Source organism: Enterococcus sp. DIV1368b, assembly GCF_050529595.1.
Classification (GTDB): Bacteria; Bacillota; Bacilli; order Lactobacillales; family Enterococcaceae; genus Enterococcus_B; species Enterococcus_B mundtii.
Genome location: NZ_CP172883.1, coordinates 2,442,674 through 2,463,362, shown reverse-complemented (window position 1 = coordinate 2,463,362; position 20,689 = coordinate 2,442,674). Strand labels below are relative to the sequence as shown.

General features: G+C 41.0%; 21 protein-coding genes and 1 riboswitch. Of the genes, 19 read left to right on the top strand and 2 right to left on the bottom strand.

Annotation, left to right across the window (positions count from 1 at the left end; translation table 11 throughout):
- Nucleotides 1-311: 311 nt before the first annotated feature.
- Nucleotides 312-1,796 (top strand): peptidoglycan DD-metalloendopeptidase family protein, encoded by a 1,485-nt coding sequence (locus IGJ19_RS11330; protein WP_195514251.1) that lies wholly within the window; start codon nucleotides 312-314, stop codon nucleotides 1,794-1,796.
- Nucleotides 1,797-1,862: 66 nt separating this feature from the next.
- Here IGJ19_RS11330 and IGJ19_RS11325 read toward each other — a convergent pair whose 3' ends face one another.
- A complete protein-coding gene (locus IGJ19_RS11325; RefSeq protein ID WP_430604042.1) occupies nucleotides 1,863-2,582 on the bottom strand; it encodes a UTRA domain-containing protein in 720 nt (239 codons plus the stop codon).
- Nucleotides 2,583-2,872: 290 nt separating this feature from the next.
- Here IGJ19_RS11325 and IGJ19_RS11320 point away from each other — a divergent pair, with 290 nt between their 5' ends.
- Both IGJ19_RS11320 and IGJ19_RS11315 read left to right on the top strand, forming a co-directional pair.
- Nucleotides 2,873-4,156 carry a PTS sugar transporter subunit IIC gene (locus IGJ19_RS11320; RefSeq protein ID WP_071867223.1) on the top strand — a complete coding sequence of 428 codons (1,284 nt, stop codon included), beginning with the start codon at nucleotides 2,873-2,875 and terminating at the stop codon, nucleotides 4,154-4,156.
- A 12-nt stretch (nucleotides 4,157-4,168) separates the two neighbouring features.
- Nucleotides 4,169-5,071: a haloacid dehalogenase-like hydrolase gene (locus IGJ19_RS11315; protein WP_142433121.1), complete on the top strand. Its 903-nt coding sequence runs from the start codon at nucleotides 4,169-4,171 to the stop codon at nucleotides 5,069-5,071.
- Nucleotides 5,072-5,185: 114 nt separating this feature from the next.
- Here IGJ19_RS11315 and IGJ19_RS11310 read toward each other — a convergent pair whose 3' ends face one another.
- Complete coding sequence (locus IGJ19_RS11310; RefSeq protein WP_071867221.1) at nucleotides 5,186-6,379, bottom strand: ATP-binding protein; 1,194 nt, start codon at nucleotides 6,377-6,379, stop codon at nucleotides 5,186-5,188.
- 338 nt (nucleotides 6,380-6,717) lie between these two features.
- Between IGJ19_RS11310 and IGJ19_RS11305 the strand changes: the two genes are divergently transcribed.
- The 16 genes from IGJ19_RS11305 to IGJ19_RS11230 all read left to right on the top strand — a co-directional run bounded on the left by IGJ19_RS11305 (nucleotide 6,718) and on the right by IGJ19_RS11230 (nucleotide 20,676).
- Entirely contained in the window at nucleotides 6,718-7,155 is a 438-nt protein-coding gene (locus IGJ19_RS11305) for a EutP/PduV family microcompartment system protein (RefSeq protein ID WP_071867220.1), read from the top strand.
- Nucleotides 7,152-7,733, top strand: coding sequence for a cob(I)yrinic acid a,c-diamide adenosyltransferase (locus IGJ19_RS11300; protein ID WP_074799817.1), 582 nt, complete (start codon nucleotides 7,152-7,154; stop codon nucleotides 7,731-7,733). The genes IGJ19_RS11305 and IGJ19_RS11300 overlap by 4 nt, the downstream gene beginning before the upstream one ends.
- A gap of 48 nt (nucleotides 7,734-7,781) precedes the next feature.
- A riboswitch (adenosylcobalamin (AdoCbl) riboswitch) is annotated at nucleotides 7,782-7,931 on the top strand.
- 287 nt (nucleotides 7,932-8,218) lie between these two features.
- Entirely contained in the window at nucleotides 8,219-9,343 is a 1,125-nt protein-coding gene (locus IGJ19_RS11295) for a 1-propanol dehydrogenase PduQ (RefSeq protein ID WP_430604039.1), read from the top strand.
- 159 nt (nucleotides 9,344-9,502) lie between these two features.
- On the top strand, nucleotides 9,503-9,850 hold the full coding sequence (eutS, locus tag IGJ19_RS11290; RefSeq protein WP_104871317.1) for an ethanolamine utilization microcompartment protein EutS: 348 nt from the start codon (nucleotides 9,503-9,505) through the stop codon (nucleotides 9,848-9,850).
- Nucleotides 9,851-9,876: 26 nt separating this feature from the next.
- Nucleotides 9,877-10,449: an ANTAR domain-containing response regulator gene (locus IGJ19_RS11285; protein WP_071867230.1), complete on the top strand. Its 573-nt coding sequence runs from the start codon at nucleotides 9,877-9,879 to the stop codon at nucleotides 10,447-10,449.
- Nucleotides 10,449-11,876: a sensor histidine kinase gene (locus IGJ19_RS11280; RefSeq protein WP_115358152.1), complete on the top strand. Its 1,428-nt coding sequence runs from the start codon at nucleotides 10,449-10,451 to the stop codon at nucleotides 11,874-11,876. Before IGJ19_RS11285 ends, IGJ19_RS11280 begins: the two co-directional genes overlap by 1 nt.
- An 82-nt stretch (nucleotides 11,877-11,958) precedes the next feature.
- Nucleotides 11,959-13,383 carry an ethanolamine ammonia-lyase reactivating factor EutA gene (gene eutA, locus IGJ19_RS11275; protein WP_430604036.1) on the top strand — a complete coding sequence of 475 codons (1,425 nt, stop codon included), beginning with the start codon at nucleotides 11,959-11,961 and terminating at the stop codon, nucleotides 13,381-13,383.
- Between the two features lie 16 nt (nucleotides 13,384-13,399).
- Complete coding sequence (locus tag IGJ19_RS11270) at nucleotides 13,400-14,764, top strand: ethanolamine ammonia-lyase subunit EutB (protein ID WP_086335052.1); 1,365 nt, start codon at nucleotides 13,400-13,402, stop codon at nucleotides 14,762-14,764.
- Between the two features lie 18 nt (nucleotides 14,765-14,782).
- Nucleotides 14,783-15,700 carry an ethanolamine ammonia-lyase subunit EutC gene (gene eutC, locus IGJ19_RS11265; RefSeq protein WP_074799826.1) on the top strand — a complete coding sequence of 306 codons (918 nt, stop codon included), beginning with the start codon at nucleotides 14,783-14,785 and terminating at the stop codon, nucleotides 15,698-15,700.
- Nucleotides 15,701-15,714: 14 nt separating this feature from the next.
- Nucleotides 15,715-16,368, top strand: a complete 654-nt coding sequence (gene eutL, locus IGJ19_RS11260) for an ethanolamine utilization microcompartment protein EutL (RefSeq protein ID WP_071867214.1) — start codon at nucleotides 15,715-15,717, stop codon at nucleotides 16,366-16,368.
- A 13-nt stretch (nucleotides 16,369-16,381) separates the two neighbouring features.
- Nucleotides 16,382-16,921: a BMC domain-containing protein gene (locus IGJ19_RS11255; protein ID WP_430604033.1), complete on the top strand. Its 540-nt coding sequence runs from the start codon at nucleotides 16,382-16,384 to the stop codon at nucleotides 16,919-16,921.
- A complete protein-coding gene (locus IGJ19_RS11250; RefSeq protein ID WP_086335049.1) occupies nucleotides 16,911-18,386 on the top strand; it encodes an acetaldehyde dehydrogenase (acetylating) in 1,476 nt (491 codons plus the stop codon). The genes IGJ19_RS11255 and IGJ19_RS11250 overlap by 11 nt, the downstream gene beginning before the upstream one ends.
- 48 nt (nucleotides 18,387-18,434) lie before the next feature.
- A complete protein-coding gene (locus IGJ19_RS11245) occupies nucleotides 18,435-18,719 on the top strand; it encodes a BMC domain-containing protein (RefSeq protein ID WP_010734677.1) in 285 nt (94 codons plus the stop codon).
- Between the two features lie 136 nt (nucleotides 18,720-18,855).
- On the top strand, nucleotides 18,856-19,431 hold the full coding sequence (locus IGJ19_RS11240) for a hypothetical protein (RefSeq protein ID WP_086335048.1): 576 nt from the start codon (nucleotides 18,856-18,858) through the stop codon (nucleotides 19,429-19,431).
- 3 nt (nucleotides 19,432-19,434) lie between these two features.
- Complete coding sequence (eutD, locus tag IGJ19_RS11235) at nucleotides 19,435-20,067, top strand: ethanolamine utilization phosphate acetyltransferase EutD (protein WP_430604031.1); 633 nt, start codon at nucleotides 19,435-19,437, stop codon at nucleotides 20,065-20,067.
- A gap of 12 nt (nucleotides 20,068-20,079) precedes the next feature.
- Nucleotides 20,080-20,676, top strand: a complete 597-nt coding sequence (locus tag IGJ19_RS11230; RefSeq protein ID WP_430604030.1) for a hypothetical protein — start codon at nucleotides 20,080-20,082, stop codon at nucleotides 20,674-20,676.
- Nucleotides 20,677-20,689 lie beyond the last annotated feature (13 nt).

Sequence of the window (20,689 nt, the reverse complement as noted above, 5' to 3'; positions counted from 1 at the left end):
GATACTACTTGATTTAAAAAAAATGGGGAAAAATTACTGTCAAGTTCAAAAATTGCACTAAATTATGAAAAAATATGGACTGCTTAATCCTTCTTATTCCTGTTAAAATAAACTATAATAAAGTAAAAGTCTGTCGTATTATCTCAGTGTTTGCTAGATATTTTCACTTAACGTTAGTTATTAGTAGTGGATCAAAGCACAAATATGAGATAAATAATTGTTATTACTTTATAAAAATTATTATTTTTTTAACAAAAAATTCATAACTAACATGTATCTTAATAATAACTAAAGAAAAGGATGTAAGAAAATTGAAAAAAAAGTCTACGTATAAATTAGTTTCATTTGTATTTCTTTCACAAATGTTACTAACTACGCCTTTACAAGTATTAGCAGATGAACAAGTTTTTTCTGCGGATCAACCAGTAACAGCGGAAGCACAAACAGAAACAACGACGGATTCGTCTGATACTACAGGTGAAGGTAACACAACAGATACAACAACGGATGGTTCAGAGGAAACAACGCCACCGTCTACTGGTGATTCAAGTGAACCAACAACACCTGACACTTCAGAACCGACGGAGCCAAGCACACCGGAAGAGACAAAACCGACGGAGCCAACGAAACCAACAGAACCGACGAAGCCGACAGAGCCAACACAGCCGAGCCAGCCACAAAAACCAACGTCACCATCAACTGGCGGTTCTACTGGAGAAACACAACCAACTACACCACAGCCGAGTCAGCCGACACAACCAGTGACACCACCAGCTGCACCTGTGGCACCAACGCCTGCTCCTGCAGCGTCAGTTGCTCAAGAGGTACGTCAACCTTCTGCAACTACACCGATCCAAGATCTTGTACCATCAAGTCAAGAAACGGATGAAGGATCGATCCATTTTGAAAAAGATGAATCAGTTGAGAGCTTCATTCGCAAAATCGGTGAATCTTCTCGAGAAATCGGGCAAGAACATGATTTATACGCATCAGTAATGATCGCCCAAGCGATTTTAGAATCAGCTAGTGGACAAAGCCAGTTGGCGCAAGCGCCTAACTACAATCTTTTTGGGATCAAAGGTACACACGAGGGCAATGGCGTGACATTTGCCACACAAGAAGATGCTGGTGATGGTACATTATATACGATCCAAGCAACATTCAGAAAATATGCCAACTATGAAGAAAGTCTTGAAGACTATGCTAAATTAATGACTGAAGGCTTGACTGGAAATAGCGAGTTCTATTCAGGTGCTTGGAAATCCAATGCAGAAACTTATAAAGAAGCAACAGAATTTTTAACAGGTCGTTACGCAACAGATACAAGATATAACGAAAAACTAAATGGTCTGATCGAAACTTATGATTTAGAACAATATGACAAAGAAGTTGCCGGACCTGAAGTGAATAAAGAAGGATATATCGTGCCATTAAGAAATTATACGATTTCTAGCCCATTTGGTCCTCGTGGTGGTGAATTCCACCGTGGATTAGATTTTGCAGCACCTCAAGGGGAGCCAATCTATGCTAGTAAAGCAGGTACTGTGATCAAAGCAGAATTCCATCCTTCATGGGGAAATTATGTTGCCATTGAACATGAAGATGGCACAACAGCGCTTTATGCTCATCAACAAGAATACGTCGTGAAAGTTGATGATGAAGTTGAACAAGGACAAATCATTGGGTTTGTCGGTTCTACTGGTAATAGTACAGGCAGCCATCTGCATTTTGAGATCAGTCGTGACAACAGCTTATCTCAAGCGCAATTGATTGATCCAGCAACTGTTTTGTTTTAATTAGTGATAATGAAAAAATGCCATTGGAAGGGAGAACTCTTCCAATGGCATTTTTATTTTACTTAATTAGTGATTCATCGGCCGATCAGCCAACAAAACGAATTTGAATGAATCGACTTGATGCCAGCTTTCTGTGTATTGAAAGTGGGTATAATCAGTCAAATATGCCCAGTTCCTAACAACAAAGATGTTTTTTTCATGTTTTCCTAGATCTAAACATTGAGCGATTGGAGTGGTGATATTCTCAACAGAAATTTCTTTTTTTGAACAGTTCAATTTCAAATGTAATTGATTTTCAAGGTAACGATATAGCGATTGGTTGATGATTTCTTTTGTTAGTTCTGGAACGACAGCGGTGCGCAGATAATCTACTTCCAAAATCAATGCACGACCATTCAACAAGCGGCGACGCAGCAAATACCAGACGGATTCACCTAAACTAAAACCGGAATTTTCTCTAAGTTGTTCGTCCACGATCATTTTTTTCAATGATAAGATCTCTGTGTTGAAGGAATGATTTTCGGAATGATATTTTTCTGAGGTTCCTGACAGATCACTAACGAAAAAATCGATTTTGTCATGAGCAATCACTTTACTGCCTCGTGCAGGTATTTTTTCGATATACCCTGTAGATTCCAAACTCTTTAATGCTGAACGGATCGTGTCACGCGTTACGCCAAATTCTGCCATTAATTTTCTTTCACTTGGAAGAAAGGAATCGGGAGGATACTCTTCTTGATGGATACGTTCGAGAATCAGATTCGATAGTTGTTCATATTTACTCAAATTTTAGTTCCTTGCCTTCCTATAAATAATCATGAGGAAAAATTTATTCTTTGCTATTTGGTATGAATTATATCATACCAGTTTCTTTTTAGATGGCGGATTTAGGACTTAATTTTAGTTTAAGAACGACATGTACCTGCTTTAGATTAGAATATGATTATAAAAATTAAATTATTTTTCATTTTGTAATTTGTAAGGGCTTTATTTTTCCGCTATAGTACGTGGTAAGAAATGCTATTTTTGGAAAATCAAAAGTAGCGCCACAATCGTTAAGATAGGAGAAGATAAAGATGAACGAGTTTATAAATAATAAGATGTTGCCGATTGCTGCAAAAGTTTCAAACAATAAGATTTTGATTGCGATTCGAAATGGGATTACCTTAGCTTTGCCGCTGATCATTACTGGATCATTGTTTTTGATTATTTCCTCATTTCCAGTGGATGCTTGGACTGATTTCTTAAGTGCCCATGGGATTGATGCTTATTTGAATAAAGGTGTCACGGCTAGTTTTGGGATCATGGGTCTCGTTGCTGCTTTTGGAATTGCGAATGCGTTGGCTGTTCAGTATGACAAAGACGGAGTATCTGCGGGCGTCATTTCTATATCCTCATTCTTACTAGTCACACCGAATCTCGTATCAGATGACGGTGTCGGAATTCCCACTGCATTTATGGGCGCTCAAGGACTTTTTGTGGCAATGGTGATTGCAATTATTTCGACATTGATCTTCAAATGGTTTATTGATCACAACATCCAAGTCCGTTTACCGGATTCTGTCCCGCCAGCTGTTGCGAAAAGTTTTTCTGCTCTGATCCCAGGAGCATCGATTCTTACTTTTTGGCTGGTCATTTATGCAGTATTCCAAATGACTGATTGGGGTTCAGGAAACATTCACCAACTATTGATGGAAATCTTTGGTGGACCTCTAGGGTTACTTGGCGGAACATTAGGTGGTACGTTAGTGTCGATCTTCTTAGTTTCATTGTTTTGGTTCATGGGTATCCATGGTGCCAATGTCGTGAATTCTGTGATCATGCCGATCTGGTTGATGAATACAGATGCGAACCGTGTAGCTGTTGAAGCCGGTGAAAAATTACCGCACATCATTACGCAACCATTTATGGAAAACTTTGTGTATATGGGTGGTGGTGGAGCTACACTAGGTTTAGTGATTGCGGCAGCAATCGTTGGTTTGAGAAAAAATTCGTCGAAAATGACAAAAACGATGGTTCCATTAACATTGACACCAGGTATTTTCAATATCAATGAACCGGCAATGTTTGGGATGCCGATCGTGTTGAATGTTACGTTGTTGATTCCATTTATTTTGGCACCGATGGTCAATGCTGTGGTGACGTATTTTGCGATGTCCCTTGGTTTTGTTCACGGTACGGTAGGAATTGCTGTTCCTTGGACCATGCCTCCTGTTATCTCAGGTTTTCTAGCTACAGGGGGGCATATCTCAGGTTCAATTATCCAAATCATTTGCTTGATTTTAAATATTTTGATTTATTTACCATTCTTCGGAGTGATGGAAAAACAAAACCGCATGAATGAAATGCAAGAAATTTAAGGAGGAAATAACATGGTGAAACGATTTATTAGCGCGCAAACATCAGAGATCATGAAGATGTCTGGGATAGAATTGAAACAATCGATCAAAGCAAGTGAAGGACGTGTGATTTGTTCAGAAAATGTGGTCATCCGGGACAGTAATATTGAAGATGTCACCAACTCTGAAATTGCTCGTGCGTATGGCGCTGATTTGATTTTATTGAATGCTTTTGATGCATTAAAACCAGTTGTTTCAGGTTTGAAAGGTAAGGAAGAAGAGCCAATCATTCAAACGTTACGAAAAGTAGTCGGCAGACCGATTGGTGCGAATCTTGAACCGGTTGATTTAGAGGCGAAGATGGCAGAAGATCGCCTGGATATCCCAGCGGGGCGTCAAGCGACTCGTGAAACAATGGAAGCAGCCAAAAAACAGGGATTAGATTTTATCTGTTTGACAGGAAATCCAGGAAGTGGTGTGACGAATGATGCCATTACAAAAGCAATCTCAATGGCAAAAGAACATTTTGGTGGCATGATCATCGCTGGGAAAATGCACGGTGCCGGAGTCGATGAACCAGTAGCAGATCTGGAAGCAATCAAATCCTTCATCGAAGCAGGTGCCGATGTGATCTTAGTCCCTGCGGTAGGAACGGTTCCAGGTTTTGATGATGTTGAATTAAAAGCGGCGGTCAAAGTGATCCATGCAGCAGGCGCGCTAGTGATGTCAGCAATTGGTACGAGCCAAGAGTCATCTGATTCTGACACGATCAAACAAATTGCAATCCAAAATAAAATTTGTGGTGTAGATATCCAACATATCGGCGATGCTGGTTATTCGGGAATCGCTCCAGTAGAAAATATCATGGCGATGAGCCGTGCAATCCGTGGAAATCGTCATACGATCGCGATGATGTCACGCTCGATTGTGCGTTAGGAAGTAAAAGAAGTTTGATGCTAAAGGATTAAAGTTTATGAGTAAGTAAATACGCCTAGCAAAGTAGTCATTAGTGATTGCTTTGCTAGGCGTTCGTTTATTTAGCTGAGCTGCTTATTTATCAAGTAACCAGTCCACGATGTATTGAATCAGAATACCATCTACTTGTTTGATCTCATAATATTTACCGGTAATCACTATTTTTTTATGATTATCTTTGATGTGAAGTAAATTGTCAGTTTCACGATTATTGTTGGGAAGCTCATAAGTTACTTGGATATAGAGTGTTTCATCTAGTTTTTTTGCAACAAAATCGATTTCCTGATTGTCAAGACGGCCAACATCTACTAGATAACCTCGTCTTAGTAACTCGACGTAAACGATATTTTCTAGACGATTACTATAATTACCGTCTTTTCTTCCTACCGCGTTTCTGCGAAGTCCAGAATCAATAATGAAATATTTTCCATTCGTTCTTAAATATTCTCGGCCTCTAATATCATACTGTTGTGCACGATAAAAGAGATAACCATGTTCCAATAGGTCTAAGTAGCGATTGATGGTATGCGTGCTCGTTGTGATTCCTTCACTCTTTAATGTGTTCGCAATTCTTGACGCATTGACGAGTTGGCCAACATTATCTGATAAAAAACGAATCAGCGCTTTTAACACTGTTGCATCTTTTAAACCGGCACGCAAGGCAACATCGTTCAGGACGATCGTATCAAAGATCCCTGATAAAATCGTATCTTTGATTCTCTCATCAGCTAATACTACACTGGGAAAACCACCATATTGTTCATATTCCTGATATGCTTGATCAACAAACCGAGAGTCTTTTGCAATGTCCTTAACAGCTAAAAATTCATCAAACGACAAGGGATAGATAGGAATCTCAATGTATCGGCCACTAAGTAAAGTGGCAAGTTCTCCAGATAACATATTCGCATTTGAACCAGTGATGACTAGCTCGCAATTAAAGCTAGTTTTTATGCCATTGACGACACGCTGCCATCCATCGACAAGCTGGATCTCATCAAATAAAAAATATACTTTTTCTTCATCTTGAGGAATCAATGGTGCTAACACGTCCCTAAACTTCTCTGCATCTGTGACTACTTGATAATTGAATGATTCAAAATTGATATAAATAATATGATTTGGTTCCACACCCTGTTCCAATAAATAGCGTTGGTAGAGCATAAGTAACACAGATTTACCAGACCGTCTAACGCCAGTAATGATTTTGATGAAATCAGTGTTCTGTAAATCGATCAATTGATTTAAATAATCAGGTCGTTGAAACAAAGTTATCCCTCCTCCAATATCCTATTGTTGGTGTAAGTATACCATATTTGAAGTTAACTTCAAAAAAATCATTATTTTCATTAAATTTGAAGTTAACTTCAAAAAAATGTTTTTTTACCGTAAATTAGAAGTTAACTTCAAATTTATGTACATGATATAATAGATTTTTCATTGTTTTTCGTTATTATAGAGCAAGATTTATTTTGACAAACCTGAGAGAAGCGATTACACTAGTGAAAAGAAGCACACAAAGATGTGTGCGGTTGAATATGGCAATGCCGCCTAAAAAAGTAGAGATTATTCTGCTTTTTTAGGCTTTTTTTATGGAGGAGAGGTAAATGAGGAGAATCATTTTAATGGGTGCGATTGGCTGTGGAAAGACCACTCTTTGTCAAGCCTTGCGAGGAGAAGCAATCGTTTATGATAAGACCCAAGCGGTAGAATTTCATCCTGAGATGATCGATACACCAGGGGAATTTATTCTACATCGCCAATACTACGCTGCTTTGACTGTGACAGCGGCAGAAGCAGATGTCATTGGTTTGATGCAAAGTGCGTTAGACCAAGAACAGATTTTTTCACCAGGCTTTGGCCACATCTTTCCAAAAGAAGTCATCGGGATCATGACCAAAGTTGATCTAGTGAAAGACGAGAAAGAGTTGGCGCGTGTACGTGAACAATTGCTTGCAGCTGGAGCAACGAAACTGTTTGAAGTCTCATCAGTCGAAAAAACGGGACTAGCAGAATTGATTGAGTACTTAGGAGGAGAATCATGAAAATCTACACAAAAACAGGCGACAAGGGAATGACGAAACTAGTTGGTGGTCATAGTGTATCGAAAGATTCAGATCGTGTGGAAAGTTATGGGACGATCGATGAATTGAACTCATGGTTGGGCTATACGATCAGTCAATTGTCAAAAGAACAAGACGTTTTTAAGGAGGAATTGGAAGAACTACAACAACTTTTATTTGATGTAGGGACTGATCTATCAACGGTCTTGGAAGATGGAAGACCGCTTAAAGTCCAACAAGAAAGCGTAACTTGGTTGGAAGAACGGATTGATTTTTACACACAGCAATCGCCGGATATCGAACGATTTATTTTACCAGGGGGCTGTCAAGGAGCGAGCATGGTCCATGTGGCACGAACGATTGCTCGTCGCGGGGAACGTCATATCGTCCGTTTAAGTGCGACTGCGGCGATCAATCCTGAAGTGATCGTGTTTGTGAATCGCTTGTCTGACTATTTTTATGCGTTGGCGCGTTATATGAATGTGCAAATGGGGCAAGAGGATGTTTTTTATACAAGAGGAGAGAAGGTCTTCCATAAGATAAAAGAAGAAGGTTTATAAAAAAGTGTTTGATTTTTCACAAACAGTATGGTAAAGTGCTGTTAGATTAATCAAATGTTTATGAAAGATACGAATGGAAGCCAGTGAGATGCTGGCACGGTCCCGCCACTGTGATAAAGCGTTCAAGCTTTTAAGTCAGGTCTTTTCTTATTTTTCATTATTGGGCAAACTGTTTCGAGGCAAAACAGGGTGTTGCTAAAAAAATGACGTTTTTTGAAAGTCAGCCCAAGAATATTTGATTCAATCCCACACATAGCACGATGATGTGTATGGGAATATTGGGCTGGTCTTTCAATGGGGAAAGAGATTTCAAGTACAATGGCGTACTGCTGATTCCCAGCGCATGTGTTGATTAATAATTACAGAATAGACACCATACACTGTTGTATGGATTGTAAAAGAAGCAAAGGGGCTTCAGACAAATGGATCTTTTGATTTCCATTGGTTTGAAGTCTCTTTTATTTTGTTTTCAAGGAGGAATGTTCGTGGAAAGTATACAATTCTCGACACAGATCATTGTGGGGGAAGATGCGTTACAAAGTCTTGAGAATGTTAAAGATAAGCGTGTTTTCATCGTTACTGATCCCTTTATGGTAGAAAATGGCATGGTAGAAAAAGTCACGACTTATTTAAATCAGTATCACGTATTTAGTGATATTATTCCTGATCCACCACTTGATAAAATCGTTTCAGGCATCAAAGAAATGGAAAGTTTTCAAAGTGAAATCATCGTGGCAATCGGTGGCGGTTCAGCCATCGATGCAGCGAAAGCAATGAAATATTTTGGGCAAAAGACAATGGGTCTCTTGACTGCCCAATTTATTGCAATCCCAACAACCAGTGGGACAGGGTCTGAGGTGACAAACTTCTCAGTGATCACGATCAGTGAATTGGGGTTGAAAATCCCTTTAGTAACAGAAGAGATCCAACCGGATATTGCGATATTAGATACCGGATTAGTCATGAGTGTTCCACCTAAAATCACTGCTGATACAGGAATGGATGTGCTGACCCACGTCATTGAATCCTATGTTTCCACAGAAGCGAATGGAGTAGCAGATGCCTTATGTGAGAAAGTGGTTGCGTTAGTTTTTGAATATTTAGAACGAGCCTACAAAAATGGCCAAGATAAAGAAGCGAGAGAGCAAATGCACGTAGCTTCTTGTATGGCAGGGATGGCATTCAATTCGACTTCACTAGGACTAAATCATGGAATCGCTCATGCGGCTGGCGCTCGTTTACATGTGCCACATGGACGGATCAATGGGATCTTACTGCCAGAAGTGATTGCTTACAATAGTGGTTTAGGAAATGGTCAAGTGACCGAAATAGAAGTAGCAGAACGATATACGGCATTAGCAAACTGCATAAGCAATACTCAAACGAAAAATCCTCGTTTAGGTGTGCAGAATTTAATTCGTATGATCAAACAGCTACGAGAAAAATTAGAGATGCCAGCGACGTTGAGTGAATACGGCTTGTCTTCAAAAGAAGTATTAGTACAAGAAGAAGCGATTGCCACCGCTGCCTTAGCAGATGGCTGTACGAGAACGAATCCTCGTCCTGCAGATGAAAAAGGCGTGAGAGCAATATTAAAAGCCATTTTATAAAGATTGACATCGTGAAAAGGTTAACATATAATGAATGAGCACAACGGAGTGCTTCAAAATTTAAGAGCAATGGGGCCCTTAATAACAAGCGTAAAGTGAACACTTTATGGCTTATTATTGAGGATTTTTTATTGCTTAAAATGAAGGAGCGAGTCTTGTTTGGAAGAAAAACAACGAATGATCCAAGAATACGTCCCAGGAAAACAAGTCACTTTAGCCCACATCATTGCGAGTCCCGACAAGGAAGTCTATACAAAATTAGGATTACCGACAGGCACAAGCAATGCGTTAGGGATTTTGACGATCACGCCAAGTGAAGCCGCAATCATCGCTGTGGATATTGCAACGAAAAGTGGCGACATTACCATTGGTTTTATCGATCGTTTCTCTGGTTCAGTAGTTATTTCTGGCGACGTGAGTTCTGTTGAAGCAGCATTACATGCTGTATTGGATGGACTCAAACAGATTTTGCAATTCTCTGTGACGTGTGAAATTACAAGAACTTAGTTCGGGGGAGACAAAGCGTATTGAATATGAAGGGCAGAATTGTGATAGTAGACGATGAACCAATCACACGATTGGACACTCGAGATATTCTACTGGAAGCTGGTTATGAAGTTGTTGGGGAAGCCGCAGATGGATTTGAAGCAATCGAAGTTTGTAAAGAGACTAAGCCGGATCTCGTATTGATGGATATCCAAATGCCGATTTTAGATGGTCTAAAGTCCGGTAAAAAAATCATCCAAGATCAGTTAGCAGGGAGTATCGTGTTTCTTTCTGCTTACAGTGATCATGAGAATACGGAGAAAGCGAAGAAATTAGGAGCAATCGGTTACCTGGTAAAACCATTAGATGCAAAATCATTGATCCCAACCATTGAAATGGGGATCGCCAGAGGGAAAGAAACCCAAAACTTGCTGCAGCAGATCGACAAACTACAGTTGAAACTGGAAGAACGAAAAGTTGTGGAGAAGGCAAAAGGGATCTTAGCAAAAGAAAATAATATTTCTGAAGAAGAAGCTTACCAGATGTTACGTACATTAAGTATGAACAAACGCGCACGGATGAGTGACATCGCAGAATTGATTATTATGGATGATGAATAATGGAACGAATCAATACATTATGTCAGCGTTATACCAACCTAACCCAGTCAGATATCCAAGAGCTTTGTCGGACGAGTGCTTATTTAGCAGAGTCTAAGCATTATGAGATGGCAGATGTGTTCATCGATGTCTTTAATGAAATGACCAAAGAAGCATTAGTTGTCTATCATAAGAAGCCAAAACATATCCCCTCATTATATAAATATGAAGTTGTCGGAAAAGAAGCGTTACTAAAAAATGAACCTGGCGTCTTACGGACGATGGAAACAAGCTTGAATAGCATTGGGTTGTTAGCAGTCACGCAAGAAAATCGCTTGATCAAGCAAAACATTTTTCCGATTCGCAATGAACAAAGAACGATCGGTGTGATCATCGTAGAAGAGGGAGTCGAGCAACCGATTGGGGTAGTTGAACGACAAGAACTACAGTCAAACGAGCAAGGGACAATAGCGGTCGAATCCACATTCGATCCTTTGATCATGGACCAGCTAGCCGAAGCGGTCTTGATTTTTGATACGACCACAGGAAATCTGGTCTTAGCGAATCATCGGGCCAAAGAATTATACCGAAAACTAGGCTATCGCGAAATGATCAATGATTTACACTATGACAATCTCTCCCTTGATTATACAACGTTCGAATATGTTCTTTATCAGATGAACGATCAGACCGAAAATCGGTTGATCGAATTAGAGACCGCGTATTTAAATTATTACTTTAATATTCGAAAAGTTTGGATTGATGCAGGATCGAGAGTAGCAATGATTATTCAAGATAATACAGAAGTGAAAAAGAAAGAAGATGAAATCGTCTCAAAATCGGTGGCGATCCGCGAGATCCATCACCGTGTCAAAAATAATTTACAGTCCGTCGTTTCATTATTGAGGATCCAAGCACGCCGTACCACTAGCAAAGAGGCTAGTAAAGTACTAAAAGAAAGTGTGAACCGGATCATGGCAATCGCGATGACACATGAATTATTGTCGAAGCAAGTGGAAGATAATGTTTCCTTGCGTCAAATGCTTGAAGCAGTGATGTACAATTTCCGGCATATTTTCAATCCGGAGAAAGTCCGCTTGACTCTAACGGTTGATCCGACGATCACTGTTTCTAGCGACCAAATGGTTTCCATTTCCTTAGTCGTCAACGAGTTACTCCAAAATATCTTTGACCATGCCTTTGAGGCAGATCAACATGGCATAGTTGAAGTCAGAGGAGAAATCGAAAATAAAGTCATTACGATCACTGTTACAGATGACGGCAATGGCTATGATGTCAACCGAAACAAAGAGACCAGTTTAGGTTTGATGATCGTGAATAGCTATATCAAAGATAAGCTAAAAGGGAAAGTGAAAATTGAATCATCCAATAAAGGAACAAAAACTTGTTTCTATTTTGAACAGAACACCAAAGATGTTGTTCGGTGAAAAAGCAACGATGCTTAAAGATGCGTAGAAGAAATTCTAGGCTGTCTTTAAGCATTTTTTGTTTGTAGAAAGGAGAAAAAAGATGGCAAAAGAAAAAATTCTTACTGTAGGGATCGATTTAGGTACTTCAACGACCCAGCTTGTTTTGTCGGAGTTGACGATCGAAAATTTCGCCTCTGCGTTTTCCGTTCCGCGGATTACGATCTCAGATAAGGAAGTGATCTACCGTAGTGAAATCATCTTCACTCCTTTGATCAATCAGACAATGATTGATGATGAAGCAATCAAAGCGTTTGTTTCCCGACAATATCAACAAGCAGGAATCAAGAAGCAACAAATCCAAATGGGTGCGGTGATCATCACCGGTGAAACAGCTCGTAAAGCCAATGCGAGCAAAGTATTACAAGCGTTGAGTGGTTTTGCTGGGGATTTCGTGGTCGCGACAGCTGGCCCAGATCTTGAAAGTATCATTGCCGGAAAAGGGGCAGGCGCGCAAGAGTATTCGACAAAGCGTCATGCTTCGGTCGTCAACATCGATATCGGCGGTGGCACGAGTAACTTAGTCGTCTTCACTGATGGGGAAATCAATGATACCGCATGTTTTGATATCGGCGGTCGACTGATCAAGGTCGATCAAGCAGGGATTATTTCGTATATTTCACCAAAGATCACAGAAATGATCGAGCAGTTGAGATTGCCGTTAAAAGTTGGAACAAAAGCTTCTGTTCCCGCCATCCAACCAGTGATTGATGAGTTAGTAAAAGTTTTGGCGAATAGCGTGGGGATCGGAAAACGAAGTCCATTTTATGAGTTATTCATTACGAACCGAGGGTTACGGCTAGATGGCGAACTACCAATCGTCACTTTTTCTGGTGGTGTAGCGGATTGCTTGATCGAAGAAGTGACAGATATGTTCAAGTATGGGGATATCGGTCTGTTATTAGGTACGGCTTTACGAAAATCGCAAATTTTCGCGGAAAAAGAAGTCTTACAAAGTAACGAAACGATTCGGGCAACGGTGGTCGGGGCAGGTTCCCATACTGCTGATATTAGCGGCAGTACGATCGCTTATCATGAGCAGATCCTGCCAATCAAAAATATTCCGATCTTGAAAGTTTCCCAAGAAGATGAGTCCTTGCCTGCTGAAGCAATGAGTGAGCGCATCAATGAAAAGCTGGCTTGGCATCGGTTGGAAGAAACACCACAAATCGCTTTAGCGATGAAGGGGATCGTGAACCCGACGTTTGCGGATGTCCAACGATATGCGGAAGGTATCGTTCGAGGGTTATCTGCCTTGATCACTGAAAATATCCCACTCGTCATCATGGTGGACGAAGACATGGCAAAAGCATTAGGTCATGCCTTACATGCGTATTTACCGGGGGATTATCCGTTCATCTGCATTGATTCCGTCAAAGTAGAAAATGGGGATTACATCGATATTGGTCAACCTGTCGCCGAAGGTGCAGTGTTACCAGTAGTTGTCAAAACATTAGTATTTAATTAAGGGAGCGACAAGAAAAATGATTTTAAAAACAAAATTATTTGGCAAAACCTATCAGTTTTCTTCAGTCAAAGAAGTATTGGCTAAAGCAAATGAAGAAAAATCAGGAGATAAATTAGCGGGTGTGGCAGCAACTTCTGCGGAAGAACGAGTAGCAGCGAAAGTCGTGTTATCTCATCTGACTTTAAACGATTTATTCAACCATCCAGTGGTTGATTATGAGGAAGATGAAGTCACACGTATCATTATCGACCAAGTCAACATGCGTATTTTCGGCATGATCAAACATTGGACAGTTGCCGAATTAAGAGAATATATCCTTTCAGATAAAACAGGAGATTTTGAAATCAAATATATTTCTCGTGGATTGACTGCAGAAATGATTGCGGCAGTCTGCAAATTGATGTCGAATATGGACTTGATCGTGGGCGCAAAAAAAATCCACATTGAAAAAACAGCCAACACAACAATCGGTCGCGCAGGTACTTTCTCCAATCGTCTACAACCCAATCACCCAACAGATGACGTAGACGGGATCATGGCTTCTGTGATGGAAGGGTTATCATACGGGGCTGGCGATGCACTGATCGGATTGAATCCAGTGGATGATTCGACAGAAAGCGTGAAACGTTGTTTAGATAAATTTGAAGAATTTCGCAGCGAATGGGAGATCCCAACACAAACCTGTGTCTTGGCTCACGTGACGACCCAGATGGAAGCCATGCGTCAAGGCGCACCGACTGGTTTAGTTTTCCAATCCATTGCTGGATCAGAAAAAGGAAACACTGCATTTGGTTTGAATGCGGACATGTTAGCTGAAGCGCAAGCATTAGCATTGAGCAGTGGTCAAGCAGCTGGACCGAACGTGATGTATTTTGAAACTGGTCAAGGTTCTGAGTTATCATCTGAAGCTCATTTTGGTGCAGACCAAGTAACGATGGAAGCACGTTGCTATGGCTTAGCGAAGAAATTTGATCCATTCCTTGTGAATACTGTTGTCGGTTTTATTGGACCAGAATACTTGTATGATTCAAAACAAGTCATTCGTGCAGGTTTAGAAGATCACTTCATGGGTAAACTAACAGGTTTATCAATGGGTTGTGACGTATGTTATACAAACCACATGAAAGCAGATCAAAACGATATGGAAAACTTAGCTGTGTTACTAACATCAGCTGGTTGTACGTATATCATGGGTATTCCTCATGGGGATGATGTGATGTTGAACTATCAAACGACAGGTTTCCATGAAACAGCGACCGTCCGTGATTTGTTCGGTTTACGTCCAATCAAAGAATTTGAAGGTTGGATGGAGAAAATGGGCTTGATGGAAAATGGAAAATTAACAAGCTTAGCCGGCGATGCTTCAGTATTTATCAAATAAGTGGGGTGCAAGAAAAAAATGAACGAACAACAATTGAAAGAAATGATCACTTCCATGCTAAGTGAGATGGTAGCCGGTGAAAAACCAACAGAACAATCAACAGAACTACCAAAAACACCAGCCACAACAACCAATACGATGACAACAACCATGCCAGTAGTAGAAGAAGGCATGATCGACGACATCACAGAGGTAGATCTACGTAAACAGCTTTTGGTCAAAGATGCAAAAGATGAAACAGGATACTTGCGCATGAAGGCATTTACACCTGCTCGTATTGGAGTGGGACGTACAGGCACTCGCTATATGACTGATTCTACCTTACGTTTCCGTGCGGACCATGCAGCAGCACAAGATGCCGTATTCTCTGATGTTGATCCACAATTGATTGAGGAAATGGGCTTCATCTCGACGCAAACGATTTGTAAAACAAAAGACGAATACTTGACTCGTCCAGATTTTGGTCGTCAATTTGATGAAGAAAATAGCACAAAAATCAAACAACAAACGACAGCAAAAGCCAAAGTGCAGATCGTTGTTGGGGATGGATTAAGTTCTGCGGCTATCGGAGCAAATATCAAAGAAGTACTACCAGCAATCAAACAAGGGTTGAAAATGTATGGCCTAGATTTTGATCAAGTCGTATTCGTCAAATATTGTCGTGTACCATCAATGGATCAAATCGGCGAGATCACTGATGCAGAAGTCGTTTGTTTATTAGTTGGTGAACGTCCTGGACTTGTAACAGCAGAATCGATGAGTGCGTATGTTGCTTACCGTCCGACTGTCGGAATGCCGGAAGCTCGTCGTACAGTGATCTCAAACATCCATAAGGGTGGGACACCAGCGGTTGAAGCCGGTGCATATATCGCTGAATTGATCAAAAAAATGCTAGATAAGAAAAAATCTGGGATTGAATTGAAAGAAGCCGAATAGGAGGAGAATCATCAATGAAAAATGACCGTTTAGGCGCAAACGTCTTGAGTGTTCAAGTCATTCCTAATGTAGATGCTGCGTTAGCAGAGCAATTGGGTTTGACACCAGGGATGCGCTCATTAGGTATCGTGACATCAGATTGTGATGATGTGACTTATGTGGCTTTAGATGAAGCAACAAAGGCGGCGGAAGTAGAAGTTGTTTATGCGAAAAGTATGTATGCAGGAGCGGCGAATGCCTCTACGAAACTAGCAGGTGAAGTGATCGGGATCATCGCTGGGCCAAGTCCGGCTGAGATCACCAGTGGACTATCTGTCGTGACACAAGTCATTGAACAAGAAGCAAGCTTTATCAGTGCAAATGACGATGACAGCATCGTGTACTTTGCCCATGTGGTTTCTCGTTCTGGAAGGTACTTATCAAAAGAAGCCAACATTCGTGAAGGCGAAGCAATTGCTTACTTGATCGCGCCACCTTTAGAAGCGATGGTTGCACTAGATGCAGCACTGAAAGCAGCGGATGTTGAGATCTGCAGTTTCTTTGGACCACCATCTGAAACAAACTTTGGTGGGGCGCTTTTAACGGGTAGTCAATCAGCATGTAAAGCAGCTTGTACTGCTTTTGAACAAGTCGTTCAACGGATCGCAGAAAATCCGTTGAGTTACTAAGGGAGTGTCACGAATGAATGCGATTGGAATGATTGAAGTTCGCGGATTTTTAGGCGCTGTCAGTGTCAGCGATGCTGCGTTAAAATCCGCAGATGTGACCTTGTTGAATGCGGAGATCATCAAAGGTGGACTAACTACTGTCCAACTAATTGGTGATGTTGCTGCTGTGAATGCAGCAGTCGATGCAGGGGTAGTCGTAGCGAAGGCATTGAACTGTCTGATTTCACATCATGTGATTTCACGGGTGGATGAACAGACGCACATCCTTTTTCAACAACCGAAAACAGAAGAACGTGTCACTGAAGTAACACCTGATCGTTTAGAAGAACCAGCCGAGCCGACCAAAGTCGAAACGAAGGTTGAAGCCATGCAGATCAGTGAAACAAACGATCGTCGGGCAGAGCTACAAGCAAAACGTGTGGCTGAGTTACGAAAAGAAGCTTACAAATTGAATGTGAAACAATTAAAACCATCAGAAATCAAATCTGCAAGCAAACAAGCATTAGTAGAGGCGATCATGGCAGAAATTAAAGGAGTGACCCATCGTGGATAAAGATTTACGCTCGATTCAAGAAACTCGAGATTTGATCGCAGCTGCAAAGAAGGCACAACAAGTGTTAGAAACATTTTCGCAAACGCAGATTGATCAAATCGTCAAAGCCGTTTCAGACGCTACATTTTCACAACGTGAACGTCTAGCAAAAATGGCGAATGAAGAAACTGGCTTCGGCATCTATGAAGACAAAATCATCAAAAATGCTTTTGCTTCAAAAATCGTTTATGAAGAATTCAAACATACGAAAACAGTGGGCGTCATCAATGAAGACCCACAGAAAAAGGTAACGGAGATTGCCGTACCTGTTGGTGTGGTTGCTGGATTGATCCCATCGACAAACCCAACTTCAACAGTGATCTACAAAGCCTTGATCGCATTGAAAGCTGCGAATAGTATCGTCTTCTCCCCACATCCAAACGCCTTACAATCGATCCAAGCGACCGTTGAGATCATTCGTTCAGCGATTGAATCTGCGGGGGGACCAAAAGAGAGTGTGTCAGTGATCACGACACCAACGATGCAAGCAACAAAAGAATTGATGACCCACAAAGATACGAACTTGATCTTAGCCACTGGTGGCAATGCGATGGTCAAAGCGGCGTATTCTTCAGGAACACCGGCGATCGGCGTAGGTCCAGGAAATGGTCCAGCATATATTGAACGTAGCGCATTGATCCCAATGGCGGTGAAACGGATCATGGATTCTAAAACATTTGATAACGGAACGATCTGTGCATCTGAACAGTCCATCATCGTAGAAAAAGTCAATCGTGAAGCAGTCAAAGCTGAATTGATCAAACAAGGTGCTTACTTCTTGAGTCCAGACGAAGCAGATAAATTATCTCGCTTTATCTTACGACCTAACGGCACGATGAACCCACAAATCGTGGGACGTTCGGTTCGTCATATCGCTTCATTAGTTGGCTTGAATATTCCATTTGATCGTCGTCTGATCGTGGCAGAAGAAAGCAACGTTGGGATCAAGTATCCATTCTCAAGAGAAAAATTAGCACCGATCATTGCTTTTTACACGGTAGAAAACTGGCAAGAAGCTTGTGATCTATCTGTTGAGATCTTAAAAGGTGAAGGTGCAGGACACACGATGTGTATCCATACTGAAAACAAAGAAGTCGTCCGTGAATTCGGCTTAAGAAAACCAGTTTCTCGTCTGTTGATCAACACCGCAGGTTCATTAGGAGGAATCGGCGCTTCAACTGGCTTAGTACCAGCTTTGACACTAGGCTGTGGCGCCGTTGGTGGAAGTTCTACATCTGACAATATCGGAGTAGAAAACCTATTCAATGTTCGTCGTGTCGCTTACGGTATCACTGATCTAGCGGACATCCGTCAAGAATTTGGCGCTGGCGCTCAAATGCCAGTCCAAGAAACAAACAACCAAGAGGGCAATAAAGATGAGTTGATCGATACACTCGTTGCCCAAGTATTAGCTCGATTACAATAATATGTAATATATATTAATTGAAAACACACACAATAGGAGGAAATTATAATGTCAAGTACAAACGCTTTAGGAATGATCGAAACTCGTGGATTAGTAGGTGCTGTTGAAGCAGCAGATGCAATGGTGAAAGCAGCAAACGTAACATTGATCGGCAAAGAACAAGTAGGTGGCGGCTTAGTAACAATCATGGTTCGTGGTGATGTTGGGGCTGTAAAAGCAGCAACAGATGCAGGTGCGGCAGCAGCTGAGCGCGTTGGCGAATTATTATCTGTACACGTGATCCCACGCCCACATACTGAAGTAGATGCGATTTTACCAAAAGTGGCTGAATAATCATCGTTATAGACATCTAAAATGAAACAAGAGCCAAATGAACCGAAAATACTCCTTATATTTTTGGCTCATTTGGCTTGTTTCCAAGACGAGATCAATGCTTGGAAATAATCCATTGGAGAAAGGAGAGCGTTAAATGGGTGTGATTACAGAAGACCAGTTACGGCACATGTTTCGGAAGAAAGAAATACAAACAGGAATCACTTTCATTGTGCCAAAGGATTGTCTTTTGACTCCCGCAGCCTCCAGCTATTTACGTGAGCATCATATTCCGCTTATGCGAGAAAAACTCGTTTCTTCTCCAATGGAGAAACCTAAGCAACCGATGTTTGAACAAGAATCGTTGATGCCTAGTGTGCGACGAAAAATTGGCTTAGAAATAAAAAAACTGAAAAATCTACTCTTCTTTCATTTATTGGAAGAAAACGATATTTATGCCGAAGGTTGGTTGTATTTAGAATATCAGCAAGATTGGTTAGCAAGCTTTAGTCGATTGGATGGGAAAAAGCGCTCAACTCATCCAAAACGACTTTTAGGAATGATGTATCGTTCCTCCTTGCAAAAAAGAACCTTACGCTATTCAATCAATGAGATCGAGTATCAAATAGAGAAAATCAGTCAATTGTTAGAAGAATTTCCGACAGATTTAGCTATTTTTATGTTATGGGCAGAAGAATTGCAACGTATGATTCAACTGCCGAAAAATGAGTAGGAGATGAACCGATTGGATCATTTAAATGAAATTATCAATGAAGTGGTACAACGTATCCAGTCACAACAACATTCTTTCGAAGTAGAAGCTTCAGGAAGACACATGCATTTGAGTCGCAAAGATATCGACGCATTATTTGGTCCAGGATACCAATTGACCAAAGTCAAAGAATTGTCTCAACCCGGTCAGTATGTCTGTAAAGAGCGGATCACTGTCGCAGGTCCCAAAGGCTTATTCCAAAATGTGGTCATTTTAGGCCCAGAACGAGCGGAGTCACAAGTTGAAGTATCCATGACGGATACACGTATTTTAGGCAGTCGCGTGCCTGTCAGAGAAAGTGGCAAAACCGAAGGAACACCAGGCGTTATCTTAATGAACGGTGAGTCAGCTGTTCAATTAGATAAAGGCTTGATCGTGGCAAAGCGCCATATCCATATGACACCAGAAGATGCAAACAAAAACCAAGTAGTGAATGGCCAAACGGTAAAAGTACGTGTGGAAGCAAGTCGTCCGCTGATCTTTGATGATGTGGTTGTCCGTGTCAGTCCAGATTTTGCGACGTATATGCACATTGATTACGATGAAGCAAATGCTTGCGGCTTGAACAAAGGAGATCGTGGTTACATTTGTAAATAGGGAGGGGATTTCGTGAAGGTAAAGGTCATTCAGCAAGTCACAGAAATGCTGATGAACCGATTGCCCACAGCTGACTATCAGTTAGCATGGATGGACGAAAAAGCAAGTTATCCTAAAACGTTATTTGCTGAACGATCGATGGTCGATTGGATAGAAACGCAAGATCCAACGAAAAGCGATGGCTTAGTCGTCCAACATGTCAGTTTTCCTCAATTGGCCGCGATTGCTCAGTTGCTAACGACTGATCAAAAAACGGCGAGTATCCTTTCTTTTTTGTTCGCAGGAAAGCCTGTCTTGGTTCTGCAAACAGAGACAGCGAACCATTCGAGCCAAATGAAATATCACCTCAAAAAGAAGGTCAGTGAGCTATCCGAGCAATGTCAACGTTATGGGATGTATTTTTTCGAGGAAGAAAATGCAAGCTATGACTCATTTTTAACGGCTTGCCGAAAAAAGGTGTTAGCAAAAGAGTTGCCAAAACGAAAGTATGTCACAGAGAAGCAATTGATCCAGCGACTACAACAAACGAATGGAATAGATCTAATGAATCAGGAACGGTTGACACCTTTAGCTGAGGAATATGCGCTAAGAAATCGTTTATTCAAATGAGGAGGGATCACAG

Bases quoted from the DNA above. Each gene is read 5' to 3' on its own strand.
- eutD (WP_430604031.1), top strand. From the start codon at position 19,435: ATGAACCGATTGGATCATTTAAATGAAATTATCAATGAAGTGGTACAA.
- IGJ19_RS11245 (WP_010734677.1), top strand. From the start codon at position 18,435: ATGTCAAGTACAAACGCTTTAGGAATGATCGAAACTCGTGGATTAGTA.
- IGJ19_RS11280 (WP_115358152.1), top strand. From the start codon at position 10,449: ATGGAACGAATCAATACATTATGTCAGCGTTATACCAACCTAACCCAG.
- IGJ19_RS11300 (WP_074799817.1), top strand. From the start codon at position 7,152: ATGAAAATCTACACAAAAACAGGCGACAAGGGAATGACGAAACTAGTT.
- eutC (WP_074799826.1), top strand. From the start codon at position 14,783: ATGAACGAACAACAATTGAAAGAAATGATCACTTCCATGCTAAGTGAG.
- IGJ19_RS11285 (WP_071867230.1), top strand. From the start codon at position 9,877: ATGAAGGGCAGAATTGTGATAGTAGACGATGAACCAATCACACGATTG.
- eutL (WP_071867214.1), top strand. From the start codon at position 15,715: ATGAAAAATGACCGTTTAGGCGCAAACGTCTTGAGTGTTCAAGTCATT.
- IGJ19_RS11270 (WP_086335052.1), top strand. From the start codon at position 13,400: ATGATTTTAAAAACAAAATTATTTGGCAAAACCTATCAGTTTTCTTCA.
- IGJ19_RS11240 (WP_086335048.1), top strand. From the start codon at position 18,856: ATGGGTGTGATTACAGAAGACCAGTTACGGCACATGTTTCGGAAGAAA.
- IGJ19_RS11255 (WP_430604033.1), top strand. From the start codon at position 16,382: ATGAATGCGATTGGAATGATTGAAGTTCGCGGATTTTTAGGCGCTGTC.
- IGJ19_RS11320 (WP_071867223.1), top strand. From the start codon at position 2,873: ATGAACGAGTTTATAAATAATAAGATGTTGCCGATTGCTGCAAAAGTT.
- IGJ19_RS11315 (WP_142433121.1), top strand. From the start codon at position 4,169: ATGGTGAAACGATTTATTAGCGCGCAAACATCAGAGATCATGAAGATG.
- IGJ19_RS11305 (WP_071867220.1), top strand. From the start codon at position 6,718: ATGAGGAGAATCATTTTAATGGGTGCGATTGGCTGTGGAAAGACCACT.
- eutA (WP_430604036.1), top strand. From the start codon at position 11,959: ATGGCAAAAGAAAAAATTCTTACTGTAGGGATCGATTTAGGTACTTCA.